The sequence below is a fragment of the Marivita sp. genome, from assembly GCF_051859345.1.
GTDB lineage: Bacteria > Pseudomonadota > Alphaproteobacteria > Rhodobacterales > Rhodobacteraceae > Marivita.
In genome coordinates, this window is sequence record NZ_JBHYFV010000008.1 from 1 (window position 1) to 18,539 (window position 18,539).

19 protein-coding genes are annotated in these 18,539 nt (G+C 59.1%); 9 read left to right on the plus strand and 10 right to left on the minus strand.

Annotation, left to right across the window (positions count from 1 at the left end; genetic code table 11):
- Nucleotides 1-1,356, minus strand: a 1,356-nt coding sequence (dnaK, locus tag ACTIEN_RS07355) for a molecular chaperone DnaK (RefSeq protein ID WP_439522473.1), incomplete at its 3' end; no start/stop codon positions are given.
- 676 nt (nt 1,357-2,032) lie between these two features.
- On the opposite strand from dnaK, the gene ACTIEN_RS07360 reads away from it, so the two are divergent.
- From ACTIEN_RS07360 to ACTIEN_RS07380, 5 genes are all read left to right on the plus strand, one after another.
- Nucleotides 2,033-3,784, plus strand: a complete 1,752-nt coding sequence (locus ACTIEN_RS07360) for a pyrroloquinoline quinone-dependent dehydrogenase (protein ID WP_439522474.1) — start codon at nt 2,033-2,035, stop codon at nt 3,782-3,784.
- An 84-nt stretch (nt 3,785-3,868) separates the two neighbouring features.
- Complete coding sequence (locus tag ACTIEN_RS07365) at nt 3,869-4,729, plus strand: substrate-binding periplasmic protein (RefSeq protein ID WP_439522475.1); 861 nt, start codon at nt 3,869-3,871, stop codon at nt 4,727-4,729.
- Nucleotides 4,730-4,764: 35 nt separating this feature from the next.
- Entirely contained in the window at nt 4,765-5,715 is a 951-nt protein-coding gene (locus tag ACTIEN_RS07370; RefSeq protein ID WP_439522476.1) for an ATP-binding cassette domain-containing protein, read from the plus strand.
- On the plus strand, nt 5,712-6,545 hold the full coding sequence (locus ACTIEN_RS07375; protein WP_439522477.1) for an ABC transporter permease: 834 nt from the start codon (nt 5,712-5,714) through the stop codon (nt 6,543-6,545). Before ACTIEN_RS07370 ends, ACTIEN_RS07375 begins: the two co-directional genes overlap by 4 nt.
- Nucleotides 6,546-6,547: 2 nt before the next feature.
- Nucleotides 6,548-7,357: a substrate-binding periplasmic protein gene (locus tag ACTIEN_RS07380; protein WP_439522478.1), complete on the plus strand. Its 810-nt coding sequence runs from the start codon at nt 6,548-6,550 to the stop codon at nt 7,355-7,357.
- 6 nt (nt 7,358-7,363) lie between these two features.
- Here the strand turns inward: ACTIEN_RS07380 and ACTIEN_RS07385 are convergent, their stop codons facing one another.
- The 7 genes from ACTIEN_RS07385 to ACTIEN_RS07415 form a co-directional block, all read right to left on the minus strand.
- Nucleotides 7,364-7,972 carry a hypothetical protein gene (locus ACTIEN_RS07385; RefSeq protein ID WP_439522479.1) on the minus strand — a complete coding sequence of 203 codons (609 nt, stop codon included), beginning with the start codon at nt 7,970-7,972 and terminating at the stop codon, nt 7,364-7,366.
- A gap of 13 nt (nt 7,973-7,985) precedes the next feature.
- Nucleotides 7,986-8,876, minus strand: coding sequence for a c-type cytochrome (locus tag ACTIEN_RS07390; RefSeq protein ID WP_439522480.1), 891 nt, complete (start codon nt 8,874-8,876; stop codon nt 7,986-7,988).
- A 59-nt stretch (nt 8,877-8,935) separates the two neighbouring features.
- Nucleotides 8,936-9,760, minus strand: a complete 825-nt coding sequence (locus tag ACTIEN_RS07395; protein WP_439522481.1) for an ABC transporter ATP-binding protein — start codon at nt 9,758-9,760, stop codon at nt 8,936-8,938.
- A 28-nt stretch (nt 9,761-9,788) separates the two neighbouring features.
- On the minus strand, nt 9,789-10,805 hold the full coding sequence (locus tag ACTIEN_RS07400) for an ABC transporter substrate-binding protein (protein WP_439522482.1): 1,017 nt from the start codon (nt 10,803-10,805) through the stop codon (nt 9,789-9,791).
- Between the two features lie 57 nt (nt 10,806-10,862).
- Nucleotides 10,863-11,603 carry an ABC transporter permease gene (locus ACTIEN_RS07405; RefSeq protein WP_439522483.1) on the minus strand — a complete coding sequence of 247 codons (741 nt, stop codon included), beginning with the start codon at nt 11,601-11,603 and terminating at the stop codon, nt 10,863-10,865.
- Nucleotides 11,604-11,928: 325 nt separating this feature from the next.
- Complete coding sequence (locus tag ACTIEN_RS07410) at nt 11,929-12,894, minus strand: LysR family transcriptional regulator (protein ID WP_439522484.1); 966 nt, start codon at nt 12,892-12,894, stop codon at nt 11,929-11,931.
- A gap of 396 nt (nt 12,895-13,290) precedes the next feature.
- The gene (locus ACTIEN_RS07415) at nt 13,291-13,422 is read right to left on the minus strand and encodes a hypothetical protein (RefSeq protein WP_439522485.1); all 132 of its coding nucleotides are present in this window, start codon (nt 13,420-13,422) and stop codon (nt 13,291-13,293) included.
- 100 nt (nt 13,423-13,522) lie between these two features.
- Here ACTIEN_RS07415 and ACTIEN_RS07420 point away from each other — a divergent pair, with 100 nt between their 5' ends.
- Entirely contained in the window at nt 13,523-14,410 is an 888-nt protein-coding gene (locus tag ACTIEN_RS07420) for a formate/nitrite transporter family protein (protein ID WP_439522486.1), read from the plus strand.
- Between the two features lie 196 nt (nt 14,411-14,606).
- Here the strand turns inward: ACTIEN_RS07420 and ACTIEN_RS07425 are convergent, their stop codons facing one another.
- Nucleotides 14,607-14,828: an SDR family NAD(P)-dependent oxidoreductase gene (locus ACTIEN_RS07425; protein ID WP_439522487.1), complete on the minus strand. Its 222-nt coding sequence runs from the start codon at nt 14,826-14,828 to the stop codon at nt 14,607-14,609.
- Between the two features lie 57 nt (nt 14,829-14,885).
- Complete coding sequence (locus ACTIEN_RS07430; protein ID WP_439522488.1) at nt 14,886-15,479, minus strand: exopolysaccharide biosynthesis protein; 594 nt, start codon at nt 15,477-15,479, stop codon at nt 14,886-14,888.
- Between the two features lie 119 nt (nt 15,480-15,598).
- Here ACTIEN_RS07430 and ACTIEN_RS07435 point away from each other — a divergent pair, with 119 nt between their 5' ends.
- The 3 genes from ACTIEN_RS07435 to ACTIEN_RS07445 all read left to right on the plus strand — a co-directional run bounded on the left by ACTIEN_RS07435 (nt 15,599) and on the right by ACTIEN_RS07445 (nt 18,539).
- The gene (locus tag ACTIEN_RS07435) at nt 15,599-17,050 is read left to right on the plus strand and encodes a TrkH family potassium uptake protein (protein WP_439522489.1); all 1,452 of its coding nucleotides are present in this window, start codon (nt 15,599-15,601) and stop codon (nt 17,048-17,050) included.
- 3 nt (nt 17,051-17,053) lie between these two features.
- A complete protein-coding gene (locus ACTIEN_RS07440) occupies nt 17,054-17,725 on the plus strand; it encodes a potassium channel family protein (protein WP_439522490.1) in 672 nt (223 codons plus the stop codon).
- Nucleotides 17,726-17,825: 100 nt separating this feature from the next.
- Complete coding sequence (locus ACTIEN_RS07445; protein WP_439522491.1) at nt 17,826-18,539, plus strand: gluconate 2-dehydrogenase subunit 3 family protein; 714 nt, start codon at nt 17,826-17,828, stop codon at nt 18,537-18,539.

An 18,539-nucleotide genomic window follows, 5' to 3' on the forward strand; every position in this document is an offset into this window, starting at 1 on the left:
CTGGCCAAGCATCTTGTTGTCGGCAGCCATCTCGCGTTCACCTTGGAACACACGGATCGTCACGGCGTTCTGGTTGTCTTCGGCGGTCGAGAAGATTTGCGACTTCTTGGTCGGGATCGTGGTGTTGCGGTCGATCAGGCGAGTGAACACACCACCCAGCGTTTCGATGCCCAGCGACAGCGGGGTCACGTCGAGAAGGACAACGTCCTTTACATCACCTTGCAGAACGCCGGCCTGAATGGCGGCGCCCAGCGCCACAACCTCGTCCGGGTTCACACCCTTGTGCGGCTCCTTGCCGAAGAACTTAGTCACTTCCTCGACGACGCGGGGCATGCGGGTCATACCACCTACGAGCACAACCTCATCGATGTCGGAGGTCGAGAGACCGGCATCTTTCAGAGCGGCCTGACACGGCTTCATCGACGCCTTGATCAGGTCGCCAACAAGGCTTTCCAGCTTGGCGCGTGTCAGCTTCATCACAAGGTGAAGCGGTTGACCGCTTTTTCCGTCCATCGAGATGAACGGCTGGTTGATTTCGGTCTGGCTGGACGAGGACAGTTCGATCTTGGCTTTCTCGGCCGCCTCTTTCAGACGCTGAAGCGCCATCTTGTCCTTGGTCAGATCGACGCCGTTCTCTTTCTTGAACTCGTCAGCAAGGTAGTTGACGATCCGCATGTCGAAATCTTCACCACCAAGGAACGTGTCGCCGTTGGTGGATTTCACTTCGAACAGGCCATCGTCGATTTCAAGGATGGTCACGTCGAACGTACCACCGCCAAGGTCATAGACCGCGATGGTGCGGGCTTCTTTCTTGTCGAGACCATAGGCCAGCGCGGCGGCTGTCGGCTCGTTGATGATGCGCAGCACTTCAAGGCCGGCGATCTTACCTGCGTCCTTGGTCGCCTGACGCTGAGCGTCGTTGAAATAGGCGGGAACGGTGATGACGGCTTGCGTCACTTCTTCGCCAAGATACGATTCGGCGGTTTCCTTCATTTTTTGCAGGATGAAGGCGGAAATCTGGGACGGGGAATACTTGTCACCCTTGGCGCGCACCCATGCGTCGCCATTGCCGCCGTCGATCACTTCGAACGGCATGTTCTTGCGGTCCTTGGCAAGATCCGGATCATCATTGCGGCGACCGATCAGACGCTTCACACCAAAGACGGTGTTTTCCGGGTTGGTCACTGCCTGACGCTTGGCCGGTTGGCCAACGAGGCGTTCGTCGTCGGTGAACGCGACGATAGACGGGGTGGTGCGTGCACCTTCGGCGTTTTCAATCACACGCGGCTGCGATCCATCCATGATCGCGACGCAGCTGTTTGTTGTACCGAGGTCAATACCAATCACTTTGGCCATGTTTTCGATCCCTTCATATCTTAAGGCGATGTCACGAGACGATGACCCATTCCGGCATCCCGCCCCGCATTTCATTCCACTGACGTTACCGTTCAGCGGGTCCGATGGGTATATAAGGAGGCATCTAGACGCCTGCAAGCGCCGCAGCTACCGGGAATTTCTGAAAATTCGGTATGTGTTTCGGGTTTGAGCGATTTATTCTTGGCGCAGGGCTGATCTGATTCCCGATGGGCCCGCCATTGCCGGGGACTCGTCAGGACGTTGATCCCGTGTCCAAGCCAACAGATCGTATTGCCGATCATTCACGCGCCCAACCATGTCGAGACCCGTCACCAACGCAAGACGCGCGATTGCCAGCGCTTGCCCCATTGCCGGATCAACGGGCAGGAAAAAGGGCGGCAACCGCACCCATCCCGATCCGAGGTGTCGAAACAGAAACTGCCTATGGGTCCAATCGTAATTATCTTGGATCGGCAGAGCGCCGGATGAAAGGTTGTCAGAGAAGCACATCCGGCTGTGATCACCTTGTGGCACTCGGATGCGCTTGACTGACCGGTACGCGCAAATCTTGTCACAAGACCCGTCGTTACCGATCAAGCAACGCTGTTTCGATTAGAAACAAGGCGGCAGATGCAGCCAGCCGCCTTGTCATTTACCAGTTTGGGAGGACACAAAAATGCAACCGAAATCAAAGCTCAAATACACTTTGATGGCATCCGTGATGGCCATCAGCACACTTGCGGGATCTGCCTTTGCCCAAGACAGCCGGATCGACAAGGTAACACCGGTCACAGACGAGATGCTTCTGAGCCCGGCCGATGGCGACTGGTTGATGTGGCGGCGGACATATGACGGCTGGGGGTACAGCCCGCTTGACCAGATCAACAAAGAGAATGTCGGCGATCTGGAGCTGGCATGGGCCTGGGGCATGTCGCCGGGAGGGCGGACACAAGAAACGCCGCTTGTTCATGACGGTGTTATTTATATCCAGAACTCAACCCATTTGATTCAGGCACTTGATGGGTCCACCGGCAATCTGATTTGGGAGTACCAGCACGAACTGCCCGACGATGTGAACCCCAATGGGGTGCGATCCAAGTCGATCTATGAAGACATGCTGATCGTCTCGACCCGTGACGGTCACCTGATCGCGCTTGACACCAAGACCGGGCAATTGATCTGGGATCAGCAGGTCGTCAACTACAACCAGGGATTTGCTTTCTCGAGCGGATCAATCATCACCAATGGCGTGATCATTCAGGGCACGACCGGGTGCAGCAATGCGCAACCGGGTGGTTGCTTCTTCACCGGGCATGATGTGCACACCGGCGCGGAAATTTGGCGCGTTCACACGATCGCGCGCGGCGACACACCCGAAGGCAACAGCTGGAACGGAATCCCGCTGGAAAGCCGCCACGGTGGCTCTGCATGGATCGCCGGATCGTATGATCCCGATCAGAATCTGTTCTTTGCTGGTGTCGGACAACCCTATCCATGGATCGCGGAAATCAACGGCCTGTTGCCTGAAAGCGCAGACCCAAGCGTGACGAACAACGCGCTTTACACCAATGCGACCCTCGCCATCGACGTCAATACCGGCGAACTGCAATGGTATCACCAGTACCTGCCAAACGATTCTCTTGATCTGGACTATGTCTATGAACGGATCCTTGTCGAATTGCCGTTCAAGGGCGAAGACCGCCAGATGGTCATTACCAGCGGCAAGATCGGGATTGTCGAGGCATTGGACCGGGTCACAGGTGAATGGCTGTGGGCACACGAGACCGTGCCGCAAAACGTGGTTCTGGAAATTGATCCAGACACCGGTGCCAAGACCATCAACCCCGATATTGTCCCGCATATCGGCGAAACCACCTATAACTGTCCGGCGGATCCGGGCGGTCGGGCCTGGCAGGCGACGTCTTATAGCCCCCGGACCCAGACACTTTATATGCCGACGGTCGAGTTCTGTTCGAACACCACGCCACAGCCTCTTGATCCGGGCGAAATCTATGTAAGCGGTGGACGGGCGACCTTTGCCCGCGTTCCCACAGCGGACAGCGATGGCAATATCGGTCAGGTTCGGGCGATCAATCTGGCCGATCAGTCGGATTCCTGGATGTACCGGCAATATGCGCCTGTCACCAGTTCCACCCTGCCAACTGGTGGCGGGTTGGTGTTTGTCGGCACGCTTGACCGCAGACTCATCGCTTTTGATGATGCAACCGGTGATGTCTTGTGGAGAAGTGGCGCGCTTAGCAATGCGCTTGAATCCTTCCCGATCAGCTATTCGGTGGATGGCAAGCAGTACATTGCGATCGTTGCGAACTGGGCGTCCGGTCTTGGCCGATTGGCCTCGCTGACACCTGACATTCAACTGCCGCCCAGCAACCCTGCAACGCTGTATGTGTTTGCGCTTCCTGACTGATCGAACAGGCGCAATTTGAAACGTGGTCCGCGCGCAGATGATGCTATCCCTACGCGCGGACACTTTGACGAATGAGGTCTGACCTTGACCATTACCAACTTGCGCCGGATGTTTTCCTTTTGGGCGCTGGCGCAAGCGGTTGTGTTTACCACGTTGCCCGCCGCGCAGGGCGCTGCACAAGAACCGGAATTCTATGACATCCCCTATGCTGACCGCCAATGGACCTTTGGCCGGCGAATGGATCTGTCGCAGTTGCGTTACTGCATCGACCCGCGAGAGTCTGACTGGGAGGTTGCCGGCGACGTGGCCGATGCCATTGCAGCGGCGCTCTTGCTTGAGCCGCAGCGATACGTTGTCGAAAGCACGATGGTCATGGAAGACATCACCATGGTCTATGGTCTTTTGCTGGAGCATTGCGACATTCACATGGGCTTCAAGCTTATCCCCGGTGGATACGGCGAATGGGCGTCTTTGACACGGGCCTACTACAGCACCGAATATGCCTTTGTCACAGCCGACCCCGATCTTGGCGCGCTGGCCGATCTGTCACCACCCCGCCCGATCGGCGCGACAATCGGAACGTCGGCCCACCTGCGGCTGGTGTCCTATCTCACTGCATCGGCCCCGCAAGACCGTTGGCCGACCTACCCGATGGGAACAAACCAACTCGCGCTCCAGTCGCTTCTGAAGGGCACTGTGGATGTCGCACTGGTCTGGGCACCTGTTTTCTGGGCCACTCAGCGCGACGACCCGGCCTATGCCGATCTGCACGCGATTGACCCCGCGCCCCTTCCCGCCACGGTTCTTGGCGTGGGCGCATTGATGCTGTCGGACGAGACCTTTCTGCGCACGTCGATTGACGAGGCGATTGCTGCCTTGACCGCAGACGGCACATTTGCGGAGATCTATGACGCGCACGGGTTTCCCGCAGTGGACGGGCCGTGATGTCTGTCCCGCCTTTCGCAATCCGCCTAGACTCCGTGTCCAAGAGGTATGGGCGCACATTGGCCCTGGACGGTGTCAGCTTTGATGTTGGCCAACAGCAGCTGTTCGCGCTGCTTGGCCCCAATGGTTCCGGCAAGACGACGCTGATGCACATCCTCTGCACACTGCTTCGATCCGACTCAGGACAAGCTCTGGTTGCCGGTTTCGATGTCATGCGCCAGCCCTTGCAGGCGCGGAGGCGTCTTGGCATCGTCTTTCAGGAGCCAAGCCTCGATGACCGGCTTTCGGTCCGCGAGAACCTTGATCTGCATGGGTTGGTCTACGGCGTACCCCGCAAACTGCGACGGCAGCGCATCGACGAGATGCTGGCACTGGTCGAACTGAGCGAATGGGCCGACAAGATCTGCCGGACCCTGTCGTCAGGGATGAAGCGGCGGCTGGAAATCGCGCGCGCGCTGATTCACGATTCCGAAATCCTGTTACTGGACGAACCAACTGTCGGATTGGATGCGCAATCGCGCGATCGGATCTGGCATTACATCCGACGTTTGCAGGGTGAACGGGCGATCACCGTTCTGGTGACCACCCATTATATCGAGGAAGTCGAGGCATGCGATCAGGTCTGTATCATTGATCGTGGCCGAGTTTTGGCCAACGATGCGCCCGCAGCCCTGAAGCGTGACCATGGGCAACAGGTGTTACGACTTGTCCCCAAAAGCGTCGCGGATCATGCCGCCATCACCGCCCGACATGTCGATCGACTTGTCCACGCGGACGGGGACGAAATATTGCTCTCGTCTGATGACGCCTTCGCCGAAAGGTTCCTGGCCGAGCATGGTGCCAATATCCGCGCCCTCTCGATCGAAGTGCCGAGCCTTGAATCGGTATTCCTGAGCCTGACAGGGCGCACCATCCGCGATGAGGCAGCAAGCGAGCGTGATCAGACCAAGGCATTCGGCAAGATCGGCGGGGAGCATACCGGATGACACCCACTCGAGAGGAACGCCCGTTTCTGCTTGTCCAGCTTGGTGGGCTTTATGGACTTTGGTTGCGCGAAGTGAAACGTGCCTTCCGCGACCGGGGCCAATTGATCGGGGGGATCAGTCGCCCGATCCTGTGGGTGCTGATCCTTGGGATCGGATTGAACCCGTATTTCCGTGGCGAGATTTACGGCAGGGTCAGCTTTGTGGTCCCCTTCACCTATCTTCAGTTCATCTTTCCCGCCGTGGTTGCGCTGAACATCCTGTTCACGTCGGTACAATCCGCGGTCTCGGTGATCTGGGATCGCGAGTTCGGATTTCTGCGCGAAGTGCAGGTATCGCCCCTGTCACGCGGCACCATCCTGCTGGGCAAAGTGCTGGGCGGGGCGACTGTTGCGGTGCTGCACGGCTGTCTGGTGTTGCTGCTGGCAAAATTCGCGGACGTCAGCATGACATGGCCCAAATTTCTTGAAACATTGGGGCTGATGGCGATGCTGGCATTCGCGCTTACCTCGCTGGGGGTGGTGATCGCCAATCACATCCGGAGCTTTCAAGGCTTTGGGGTGTTTTCAAACGCTGTGATCCTCCCTCTTTATTTCACGTCCAGTTCCGTGTTTCCTCTTGATCCGGCGCTGAGTGGTGCCCAGACCCGCGTTGTCTACCCCGAATGGTTGGTCACGATTGTTCACTGGAACCCGCTGACCTATGCAGTCGATGCCCTGCGGGGATCGCTTATCGGGTTCAACCAGTTTGACCCGCGTCTTGGCATCCTGATCATGGGTGTCTCTGGTGTCGTGCTGTTTGCCATCGCACTTTATGAATTCCGCCGGGGCTAGTCATGGCTCGGTTGCCACACCTGACAGGCGAATGGGGAACTCTGGGGCTGGCTGTTGCGCTGATGCTTCTTGTGGGGATGCTACCGCCTGACACATCGCTTTCGGAAATGCGCAAGTCGGGTGTTCTGAAGGTCTGCCTGCCCACAAGCTATCCGCCACTTGTCACTGGCGATCCGGCGCAGCCGGGGATCGATGTTGAAATCCTGCGCGCGTTGGCCGAGGAAATGGGACTTGACCTGTTGATCAGCCCCAATGATGCCATGGGCCGGGACTTCAATCCCGGCAATTGGGCCATCACCCGCGCCAATTGCCAGGTGCTGGCAGGAGGTGTGGTTGATTCCACGTTGACCCGGTCGTTTCTTGATACCGGTCCCTCCTATACACAGACCGGTTGGTCCATCGTCGCGCCGAAGCCGCTGAACGAGATTGAGGGTCTGACGATTGGCGCGCTGACCAATATCTCGGGACTTGATCGCATCAGCTTGGCCAGTTTCCTGCGTCGTCGGAACGTCGTTGTTCGGATCATGCCCGATCGGGAGACTTTGATCGCCGGAATCAACAGCGGCACACTTGATGCTGGCGTTACCGAAACGCTGCTTGCCGGAGGGATTGCAACGGACAGCGGCTGGTGGAGCGCCCCGATGCGGGATGGGCTGGCACGCTACAATCTGGTTCTGGGGATGTGGAAAGGCGATCTGACGCTCAAGCGTGAAATCACCGACGTGATGGCACAGTTTGATGCGGACGGCACCCTGACCGCTATTCTGGCGCGGTATGGTGTGGGATCACAGGGGGTTTCGCCCGACTTGTGACCCTGGTCAACCGTGCAGAATGAAGGGGGTCAAGACCGCTGCGACGGGATCAAGCATCTGGCGCATGACACCGGTCGCCATCAGCACAATCACCACCGCCGCCGAGACCCATTTGAGCCACGGTCTGTCAGACCCCGCAAACGCCCCAAGCAGCAGGCCACCCGCAAGCGGCGGGAGCGGCAGCAGGCTCAGAAAGGCACAGGACAATGCCAGACCGCTCGCTGCCCGCAGGAACGCTGCTGTTGCCAGGCCAGAAGTGAGCGGCAGTGATGTCAAAGCGGGCTGGATCAAAGCGGCAAGGGCAATTGCCGTGGCAATCAGACCGAAAAAACCTGCCAGGATCACCACGAGAAGTCCGGCGCCTCTGAAACGCAGGTTCCTGGCCTCGACGGCCACGGGTTTGGACCAGCCCAGCCCGAACAGGATCAGGCTGGCCCCGCCCAAAAGATCCACATGACTGCCGGGGTTGATGGTCAGGCGGCCGTCCTGCCTTGGTCCCTGATCCCCGAGCAGTGCCGCAGTCCAGGCGATAAGGCTCCCGTGGACCCCGACAATAATCAGCAGGGCCAGCACACGAAAGACAATCACCTGCAACGTGAGATCCGACAGTCCCATGGTCAGCGGCCGATCATTTTTCCATTATCAGATGATCCAGTGAATCGAGATCCGAAGGCAGCGCCGCCCCGGCCTGAAACCCGTTGCGACGGAGAATGAACGCCATCAGGTCAGCGTAGTTGCTTTCAGAGTACCGCCCCGGCGAACTGGGGGGCATTGCGTTGCTCATGTAATAGAACAAATCCGAGGCCGGCGCGCCCTCGGCGTATTTTTGCAGGAACGACACGCTGCGCAGGGACGCGCCGCCGTTCAGTCCGCCTTTCAGATCGTCGCCGTGGCATTCAGCGCAATCATTCATGTATCTTGTGCTTCCCCGCTCGGCCTGGTCGGGGTCATAGCTGACGGGTCGGCCCGTCACTGCCACTTTGGCTGGTTCCTCGGCGGCGGCACTTTCTTCGGTTTCAGCAACGGCGGCGAGCGAGGCAAGGAAGGCATAGATGTTCGCGGCGTCTGCGGGGTCGCGCACCTCGAAATTCATCCTGCTGCGGGCGGCGGGGTCATTCAATGTCGTGCGGAGCCATTCGGTGGGGTTGCCCACAAATGCCACAAAGGTCGCTTCGTCCCATGTTGCACCTGATTGTCCCGCACGGATGATGAAATCGGTATAGCGGTAGCCGGGTACAGCCCCCGTGGTTTGGCCGGGGATGCCGAAAAGGTTGGGGCCAATTCGGCCATTGCGCCCCGCGAGCGTCTCGCCGGCGTCGGTGACCACGACGTGGCATTTGACACATTGTTGTGCAAAACTGATTTCACCTGCGGCCATATCCCCGGTGACGTGGGTTTCGGCCACGGCGGGCGCGGCCCAGAGAGCCAGCATTGTTGTCAGGCCGGTCAGCGCCGCATTGGCCGGATTGCGCCCGTGTGCTGCAATGGCTTTCGAGTTGAATTTCAAGTTTAACCCCATTCCTTGTATCCTTACCTTGCTGTCAATTGTCATTCATTCCAAACATTCGGGCTTGGCCGTCACGCGTCCGGACGCCCGGGCAACCCAAGTTCGCGGCCATAGAATTCTGATGCCGGATCGCTGAAGACGAGCTGCCGCATTCTATCGGACAGGTATCTGCGCAGCTCTGCGTAGCGTGGTTCGGCGCGGGCGTCATACGCCCAGCGTGGCCTCTCCAGATCGACCGGAACGGTCTCGATCACCTGGCCAGGGTTTGGACTCATCAGCGCGATCCTGTCGGCCAGCAAGATCGCTTCGTCCACACTGTGAGTGACGAAGATCACGGCCGGGCTGCGCTGCGTCCAGATCCGCATCAGTTCGACCTGCAACAGTTCGCGGGTCTGGGCGTCGATGCTGGCAAAGGGTTCGTCCATCAGTAAAATCGCCGGCTCGGGTGCCAGTGCGCGGGCCAGTGCCACGCGCTGTTTCATGCCACCGGACAACGCTGCCGGATAAGCGCCGGAAAAACGGTTGAGCCCCACGAGATCAATGTATTTGCGCACGCGATCTGCCTGTTCTGGTTTGGACAGACCGGTTCCATGTAGCGAAAAACCGATGTTCTGGGCCGCGGTGGCCCATGGGATCAGGCGGAAGGACTGAAACACCATGCCGATATCCGGTCCGGGTCTTGGTGGTGCACCAAAAACCTGCACGGTGCCCGCATCTGGCTGAATCAATCCATCGACCAACCGCAACACCGTGGTCTTGCCGCAGCCCGATGGCCCCAGAAGGGCCAGAAATGTTCCGTCCTCCACGCTTAACGAGACATTGCGCAATGCAGCGACACCGCCGCCAAACGTCTTGTCCACGCTGTCCAAGGCGACAGCGGGAGGAACGGTCCTCAAGGTCTGTCTCGAACGGTGTTGCGCAAAGTCATCGCGATGGAGCATCCGCATCCGTCCAAGTTCCAATGTCTGCCAGAACCTCGTCCGCGATGGAAAAATCCACCCAATCGTCAAGCGCCACTGCGGCAGCGTCCTTGAAGTCTTCCGTCTGGAAAACCCAGTCCTGGGTGAATTGCAGTTCCTCGCGACCCATGCCGCCGTTCACGCTCCAACTTCCTTCGAAACTCCGGGCCAGTTCATTCAGCGCCTCTTGTGTCAATTGCGGCGCGTGCGGTTCCATCGCTGCGGCCCATGCGACTGGATCAGTGGCAAAATCGCGCGAGATCTGGGTCAAGGCGCGCACCACGGCGACCACATCGGCCCGACGTGTCCCTATGGCTTCGGCTGACACCACATTGACCTTGTTCACCACCGGCGCGGCGGCGTAATAGGCATCGGGCGCAACCAGCACCGACAGGCCGGTGCGGTCCGGGATCGACAACCATGTGCCGATCGACATCGTTGTGGCATCAATTTGCCCGGCGGCCAGCGCCTGTGCCCGGACGGCAGGTTGGCCAAGGGTCACGACCTCAAATGTATCCAACTGAACGTCCTGGGACACCAAGACACGGGTACTCAGGGCATGATCCAGACTGCCGATGCGTCCGACGCCAAAGCTGTGCCCCTTCAGGTCGGCGGTGCTGCTGATCGCAGCCTGCGCGGCAATCAGGAACGGCAGGGACTTGTTTGGGGATGTCACCGCTGTCAGCGTCTGATCCCCCCGCGAGTGCAATTGCAACAGGGCGTCGACACTGACATTCGCCATGTCGCCTTCTCCGGCCAGCATCGCTGCCAGCGCAAGCGGCGTTTGCTGCACGCGGATCAATTCGACCTCTACGCCTTCGCGTTCGAAATACCCAAGCTCGACCGCAAGATCCATGACGGAGTTGGGCACCAATGGCGGCTCCAGATGGGTTACGATCAAACGAAACGGATCGGCCTGTGCGACTGCTCCGAAGCCTAATGCAACCGTCAGCACGACACCGAAAAATCCTATCCTGGTCATTGTCATTTCAGTTCACCACCCATCCCATTTTCGGCAAAAATCGCGGTGTGCATGGCCCTAGCCCACATCCCGCCAACGTGACGCGCGCTCTTCCACATGGCGTAGACCTTCGGTCATGATCACACCGATCAGCGCAAGCGCCAGCACCACGACAAAATACTCTGCCATTCGGAAGGTATTTCCATAAACCGCGAGCAAACCACCGAGGCCACTGACAGCGGTATAAAGTTCGGCCACCACGGTGTTGATCAACCCGATGGTCGCCCCGATCCGCAGGCCGGTGATGACGTAGGGCACGGCGCCCGGCAGCACGATCCTGGCAAAGATGCGTCCCCGGCCAGCCCCGGTCGATTGCGCCATCTCAATCATCTCGGGATCAGCAGCCAGAACTCCGGCATAGGTATTGAGCAGGATTGGCATCAGCGAGCCGAGAAAGACGATGAAAATCTTCGCCTCGACCCCCAACCCCAGCAGAACAATAATCAACGGAATGAATGCCACTCGTGGCGTGGCGGCGAAGGCAAAGACATACACCTCGAGCGTTTTTCCCAAGACCCGAAACCCGCCCATCAGCACACCCAACGGCACCGCCAGCAGGACCGCCAAGGCAAAGCCGCTCAGATACACGCTCAGACTGTCACCGACCGCCCCTGCAAGACGTCCGTTTGCCAGCAGAGTTTGCGCGGCCTCAAGCGTCTCGAACGGGCCGGGAACGATGTTGCCTCCGAGCCGCGCCGCAGCCCAGCTCCAAACCGCCAGAATGGCGGCCAACACGCCCAACCGGTAGATCGCGATCATCCTATGACCTCGTCAGATACATTGGACAGGCTCACCGGAAAACTCCGGACAATCGAGCCGCTTGGTTGTATTTTTCAGTTCCAAATCATTTAATATCAGGCATTTGCACAGTTCCTCGGCTTGAGGATTCGCCAAACCCGGATCCCGTGGGTTTGGCATGTCTGAACTGATGCTGCCCTCTCTCCCGGATATCACTGTCAACCTGCACTGGAAACGGCACCGCCTGTGGCTGCCGCCATGACCCAATGCTAAGGTCGCACCCGGTGTCGATGAGGTCCAAGGCAATAACACTCTAGCCGCTAAGCAATTTTTCTATTGCGTTTCGCTACAGGTCCACCATCTCTGCCAACCTGGACAGACGCACCTCGATAGCCGGATCGGCATCGCAATAATCGTCGATCAGCATATCCAGAAATTCAAGGACCGGACGGTCTGCGGCAACCAGACGGTTTTGCGATCGGGTGACAAAATAAGCGGTGATATCAAGCGGTGGTTCGATGACCAGATGCTCTTCCAACAGCCCGTGGTCGATATCGTTCTGGAACACTGCCCGGCTTAAAAGACCACACACGCCTTCGCTCAGGATCAGTTGCCGGATGGTATTCAGGGAATCCACCTCGTATTTGACATTTGGCACCAGGTTGAGCGCTTGCGTGGCCTTGCCGACAACGCCGGAAATCACCCGCCTTGCACTGTCCAGAACAAGGTCACAGGCCAATGCATCCTTCAGCTTGACCGGCCCCGGTCGAAATCCCGACCCCGGTCGGCATATCAACATCAAGGAGTGGCGGATGATCGGAACTGTCCGGCAGCCCTCGACCTCATTGGCGTTGTGGACAATGGCCCAGTCGAGTTTTCCACTGCGGACTTCTTCAAGAAGATCGCTGCGTGACCCGTCCGAGATGTGCAGCGTCGCATCCGGAATCCGAACGGCCTGTTCCACAACCGTGCGCGCGCCAATCGCGTTGATCAGGTTGGGCGGCAGGCCAAGCCAGATATCGCGCGCCCGCGTCTTGGCGTCATTGGCCACTGTCGTCACCATCGCGTCGATTGCCGACAGCACCTGACAAGCGGCTTGATATATCAGCTTTCCTTCGGTTGTCGGATCGACACCTTTTGGATGGCGGACCAGCAATGTCACGCCAAGGGCTTCCTCGAGCGCACGAACCTGCAAACCCAATGCCGTCTGGGCAATGTTCAGATCCTCGGACGCGCCGGATATGCTTTTACGTTCGACAATCCGTCTGAAATAACGAAGCTGCTTAAGAGTTACTTGTGTCGAATTCGGCATTTGGTTCATTCCGCAAACGCGGCGAGTCCACATTTCTGATGCGCGGACAGAGTGATCCCAAAAAATCTTGGCTGGCAACTCCTATTGCAAACGGAGCAACTGGCGGCCCAGACACAATGCCGTGTCACTTGTGACTGAAAATGGAATTTCAGAGTCGCCTGATAGCCGAAAGCTCTGGATTGTTTGTGCCGCCGTTTCTTGGTCTTGCAGGAGGCGTTGGCGGATTTGCGGTATCCGTGTTGACGGCCTGTCGCAGCCGAAGGAACTGCCGAGGCCACGTCTTCGGCGGCCTGTCAGTCACGTGCGTCTTCGGCCATAGCGTTGGCGCAATTCTGCGGTTGCGCCGTGGCACATCACACAGGCGGTAATCGTGTCGCCCGACGGGCACATTCCGGCCTATTCCAGCGCACCGCCCTGTTCGACCAAAAGCATATTCCCATCACCCGAGGTCGTTGAACTTTTGGGTGTAGGGGTGGCGGTCAGCATGGTGCCGGGATGGAACCAAGGCCGGGCAAGCATCGTTTTCATGTTTGACCCCGCCATTGCGGGAAACCGCAGGAGCGCCACAGATGATCCACAGACCAACAAGGCTGCCAAACGTCGTCTTTCCGCTGATCGGACGGTGCGGATGACGAACGACATCCCAAAGAATAACGGCACCGAAGAGACCGGACAGGGTGACGCGGTGCGCCATGAAAAGGAAGAGGCCTTTGTCAGCGATGCGACCCGCCTGTCGGCGCGTCTCATCTACGAAGTGATCCGCCGCGACGGTGAGGAAGAGTTGCGCCGCCCGGTGCCATCGCTCGTTTGGTCGGGCATCGCTGCGGGCATTCTTATCAGCCTGTCGGTTCTGGGCGAGTCGATCCTGCGCACCCATCTGAACTCCGACCTGCCGGGCAGTTTTCTGGTCGAGAACATGGGGTACACGCTTGGTTTCATCGTGGTGATCTTCGGGCGGATGCAATTGTTCACCGAGAACACCCTCACCACAGTGCTGCCGGTCATTGCCCGCCCCGACCGTGCCAAAATCGTCGCCATGGTCCGGCTGTGGACCATTGTATTGGCCGCGAACGTGGCGGGGGCCTTTATTGCCGCGTCCTTTCTGGGCCTGACCGAGGTTCTTGGTCCGGACCTGCGCCAGTCGTTCACCGAACTGTCGCACCATGCCGTCGGATTTGGAGCCTATGAGGGGTTCATCCGCGCCATCCCTGCAGGTGTCCTGATCGCGGCGGTGGTCTGGATGATGCCCTCTGCGCAGGGCAACGCATTCTTCACCGTCTTTGCCTTTACCTGGCTGATCGCCGCCGGGGATTTCGCGCATGTGGTCGCGGGGTCGGTCGAGATGGCGTTCCTTCTGGTGCGGCTTGAACTCGGGATCGTGCCCGCACTCTTGGAGTTCTTTCTCCCGGTCCTGGCTGGCAACGTGGTTGGTGGCACGGCGATTTTCGCGTTGATGGCCTGGGGTCAGGTCAGAAACGAGGTCGAACATGGAACAGGGCAGAACGAGTCAAGTTGATCTGGCATCAGCTTCAAAGGAGCCGGACATAAGTGCCCAAAAGGATATTCCCGCCCAACATCAGGATGCGAAGCCCACCGAGATGGTCGAAGGTTTCGACAAAGACCGGTGAGACACAGTTGACCAGAAAACCCTTGGCTGCGCTAACGCGGCTTGGTCCCTTGGCGCGGTTCAGCAACCCGGCCTTGGCGGCATTCTAGATCGCTTCGTCCCAATAGGGCTGCATGGCGTTCTCGGACGCGATGATGGCAACGCGACCCCAGCCGCGCCGTTCCATCGTGGGAACAAAGGCGCGCAGAATGCGGACCACCGACATGGAATCGGTCTGCCACGCCTCGGTCCAGTCTTTCTCGCTCGACTCGAGCGGATGGCCCTTTGCCCCGGTAACACCGGCGGCGCAGACCACGATATCGGGCATGGTGCTGAAGTAAACGGTATCGCGTCAAGCGGCCTCTTTTTTCGGGTGCAACCAAGTTCAGAGTGACCCTGCCAACGTGATCAGGATGGCCACCGCCGAAGACATGGCCACCAGTCCAAACACCGCGAACAACCCGTCACGCAACAGCAATGCGGTGGAAAACAAGAGAACCGCCGCGCCAAGGACCGAGGATGAAAACGGCACGATTTCCAGAAATAGCATCGCGGCACCGCAGATCAGGCACAGCGTCTGGATCATCTTGCGTCCGGGCCAACGCAGCAGCGGGCGGAACCTGTCTCCCGAATGGTGATCAAGCCATTGCGCAACACCATGCAGTTTCTGCACCGCTTTGCGCGCCTGTTCGCCCTCAAGCGTTCGGTTCATCAGGAAATCCGGCAGCCAGAGCTTTTTGCGCCCGACCACCATCTGGATCGAAACGGCCGCGATGGCGATTCCGCAAGCGGATGAGAAAAGCGGGATGCCGCTCAGAGGTGAGAAAACCAGAAGCGCGGGCACCATGAGAATGGGCAGGAAAGACCGCGTGCCAAAGGCGGCCACGATGTCGCGCACGCAAATCCGGTCGCGGTCGGTGAGGGATTCGAGGCGGTCAACGATCTGATTGACGCTGGTGGTTTCTGCGGTGTCGGCCATCGGTCTGTTCCTTGCTGTCCTGATTGACAGGCCAACGTGCAACGCCGCTGGCCGTTCCAGTTTCGGAACGGATCAGCCGGTTGCACGTTCACCTTAGATCAAAAAGAGGACATCCCCGCATGCCCAACACCACCGGACAGGCGAGCACCAGCTGGCAGGCACGCCCGTCCGCCGTGGCAAAGGCGATCCTGTCACATGGGCATCTTCTGGCGGCTGTCATGGCGGTTCCGCTTTGTGTCGCTTTGGCGGAATGGGACATATCCCTGACGGTGGCGATGGCCTTGCCGACAATCCTGTGCCTTGCGGCGGCGGGGCTTAGCACGCGCTACGGCGTGCCGGACGATTTGCGGGAAAACGAAGCGGTCTGCACACTGGTGATGCTGTTTCTGGTCCTGTCGATCCTGCCGATTCCGGCGCTGATGGTGCTGGGCATGGAATTCAACGACGCACTGTTCGAGGCGGTCTCGGGTGTGACATCAACCGGCCTGACCGTCGCGCAAGGCACGATGGAGTGGCCCTTTGCCGGGCATGTGCTGCGCGGCTGGCTGCAATGGACGGGCGGCTTTGCCATCGCCGTGGCGGGGGTTGCGCTGTTGTTGGGGCCGGGGACGGCTGCCAGCACGATGGGCAACGTCGGCATAAACGACCGTGACATCCTCAACTCGACCCGAACGCAGGCGCGGGGTCTTCTGATCGCGTATGGTGGGATTACAGCGCTGGCAATCGCGGCATTGGTTGTCCTGATCCCTGACTGGCAGGAAGGTGTCGCCATTGCCTTGTCCGCCGTATCGACCGGCGGGTTCACGCCGCGCCCGGACAGTCTTGCCAGCTATTCGACAGCGGCGCAGGCGGTCACAATCTTCTTTTGCATGGCAACGGCGGTTTCGCTTGCGGCCTATGTGCAATTGCAATCCCGCGACTGGCGCGGAGCGCTGAGGCACAGCGAAGCGGTCAACTTTTCAGGCTTTGCGCTGGCGGGATTGATGTGCGTGGTTGTGGTGCTCATGCTGACCGTCCAACCGTCATGGTCTGCATTGGTGGATGCCGGACTTAATTTCCTGAGCGGTCTGTCCACCGCCGGGTTCTCGACCGCGCCCATCCCGACTGAACCGGGCTATCTGGCGCTGGTGCTTGGGGGCATGATCATCGGCGGCGGTGTCGGATCGACCGCCGGGGGGATCAAGTTCGACCGGGTCATCACGCTTGCGCAAATGGTGCGCCTGACGCTGCTGCGCTTGCGCATCCCGCCGCACGCAGTGACCAGTCTGCGTGACGGCGGGAGAAAGGTGTCGGTGGATCGCGTGATTTCGATTGCGGCGGTTCTCTTTTGCTATGCCGCGTCGGCGATGCTGTGCTGGATGGTGTTCCTGCTGTCCGGCGCGCCGCCCCTGTCATCCCTGTTCGAGGTCATCTCGGCGCTTTCGACGGTGGGGTTGTCATCGGGGCTGACCGGCCCGGACATGCAGACGCATCTGAAATATGTGCTGATCGCCGCGATGCTGATGGGGCGGTTGGAGTTCCTGGCGTTGCTCTTGGCGCTGTCGCCGGGAACCTGGATCAAACGGAGGTAGACCATGAGGATCGTTGTTGTGGGCGCATCGCGCTTTGGACAAGCCACCACCCGCCAATTGCTGGACAAGGGACACGAGGTCGTTCTGGTGGACAGTGATCGAAGCCGGCTTGAAAGCCTGGAAGAGGATCTGGATTGCGGGATGCTGCATGGCGACGGATCCCTGCCGTCGATCCAGCGCGACGCCTATGGCGATCACGCGGACGCACTGGTCCTGCTGACCAACAGCGATGACGTGAATATCCTTGCCGCTGCGGTCGGTAAATCCATCGGGTTTGAACGCGTGTTGCCGCAGATCGTCCGTGGCGAATTGATTTCCGTATGCGAGGAACTTGGCCTCGAAGATCTGATCGCGCCGCATTCGCGGGTCGCGCGGTCGATCGTGCGTCTGCTCGAAGACAACGACGATGCCGCGATGGAATTGCGGTTCCACAAGGGGTTGCAACTTGTCGGCTACCAGATCCCGAAGCGGCTTGACGGGGCTACGGTAAGAGACCTTGACCTGCCGGAACGCTGCCGCGCGATCGGGATCGCAAGGGGCGAGGTGGAAGACCTTGTTTCCGAGGACACAAAGCTTGATGCGGGCGACAAGCTTGTGCTGCTGGTGGATGAAAATGTGAAGTCTGATCTGGATGCGTATTTCAGCTCCGACGACAAAAGTCAGAGCGCCTCTTGACCGAAATTGGCGCGAACCGTTGACAATTTTGTGATTTTTTTGGGAACCAAGCCCCATCCCCCCCGTTTTCTGAGAGAGACAAGAAGACGGAGTTCCCCCAATGCCGCATTTTTCACGCCGCGCCATTTTGACCAAGATCGGGGCTGCGGGGATTGCCGCCGCCATGCCCGGATCGCTTGATGCTCAAAACCGATTTGCGGAATTCGACGGTGTCCCGTGGTTCTTTCTGACCGATGCCGAAGCGAAATTTCTGGCCGCCTTCTGCGACGTACTGATCCCCGAAGACGAGTTTCCCAGCGCCAGTCAGGCGGGTGTGGTGGATTTCATCGACCTGCAACTGGCCAGCGGCTATGGGCAGGGTGACGAACTCTACATGCAAGGGCCGTTTCAGGACGGCACGCCCGAACAGGGGTATCAATCAGACATGGTGCCCGCCCGGCTGATCCGCAGTTTCATCGCAGGTGCGCTTGAGGCGGGGCAGGATCTGGCGATTTTTGAAGCGGATCGGCGCGATGAGGTGGTGCGCGCGGTGTCAGAGTCCTCGGAACCGGTGAACGGAACCAAGCCGTCGATGGTGTTCGAAGAGCTTTGGGCACTGACCAAGGAGGGATATTTCGGCGATCCGCTTTACGGCGGCAATCGCGATTATGCTGGTTGGGAAATGATCGGCTTTCCCGGCGCCCATGCCTATTACACCGAATTTGTCGACAAGAACCGCCCCTTCAACGCGCCCCCCAAGGGCATCGGCCATATCCCCGGAACCAACCGCTCGGCCTCGATGGGGGCCAGCGCCATGACACGAAAGGACGGCTGA

Bases quoted from the DNA above. Each gene is read 5' to 3' on its own strand.
- ACTIEN_RS07435 (WP_439522489.1), top strand. From the start codon at position 15,599: ATGCCCAACACCACCGGACAGGCGAGCACCAGCTGGCAGGCACGCCCG.
- ACTIEN_RS07380 (WP_439522478.1), top strand. From the start codon at position 6,548: ATGGCTCGGTTGCCACACCTGACAGGCGAATGGGGAACTCTGGGGCTG.
- ACTIEN_RS07430 (WP_439522488.1), bottom strand. From the start codon at position 15,479: ATGGCCGACACCGCAGAAACCACCAGCGTCAATCAGATCGTTGACCGC.
- ACTIEN_RS07440 (WP_439522490.1), top strand. From the start codon at position 17,054: ATGAGGATCGTTGTTGTGGGCGCATCGCGCTTTGGACAAGCCACCACC.
- ACTIEN_RS07420 (WP_439522486.1), top strand. From the start codon at position 13,523: ATGACGAACGACATCCCAAAGAATAACGGCACCGAAGAGACCGGACAG.
- ACTIEN_RS07385 (WP_439522479.1), bottom strand. From the start codon at position 7,972: ATGGGACTGTCGGATCTCACGTTGCAGGTGATTGTCTTTCGTGTGCTG.
- ACTIEN_RS07405 (WP_439522483.1), bottom strand. From the start codon at position 11,603: ATGATCGCGATCTACCGGTTGGGCGTGTTGGCCGCCATTCTGGCGGTT.
- ACTIEN_RS07410 (WP_439522484.1), bottom strand. From the start codon at position 12,894: ATGCCGAATTCGACACAAGTAACTCTTAAGCAGCTTCGTTATTTCAGA.
- ACTIEN_RS07375 (WP_439522477.1), top strand. From the start codon at position 5,712: ATGACACCCACTCGAGAGGAACGCCCGTTTCTGCTTGTCCAGCTTGGT.
- ACTIEN_RS07415 (WP_439522485.1), bottom strand. From the start codon at position 13,422: ATGAAAACGATGCTTGCCCGGCCTTGGTTCCATCCCGGCACCATGCTG.
- ACTIEN_RS07445 (WP_439522491.1), top strand. From the start codon at position 17,826: ATGCCGCATTTTTCACGCCGCGCCATTTTGACCAAGATCGGGGCTGCG.
- ACTIEN_RS07360 (WP_439522474.1), top strand. From the start codon at position 2,033: ATGCAACCGAAATCAAAGCTCAAATACACTTTGATGGCATCCGTGATG.
- ACTIEN_RS07400 (WP_439522482.1), bottom strand. From the start codon at position 10,805: ATGACCAGGATAGGATTTTTCGGTGTCGTGCTGACGGTTGCATTAGGC.
- ACTIEN_RS07390 (WP_439522480.1), bottom strand. From the start codon at position 8,876: ATGGGGTTAAACTTGAAATTCAACTCGAAAGCCATTGCAGCACACGGG.
- ACTIEN_RS07425 (WP_439522487.1), bottom strand. From the start codon at position 14,828: ATGCCCGATATCGTGGTCTGCGCCGCCGGTGTTACCGGGGCAAAGGGC.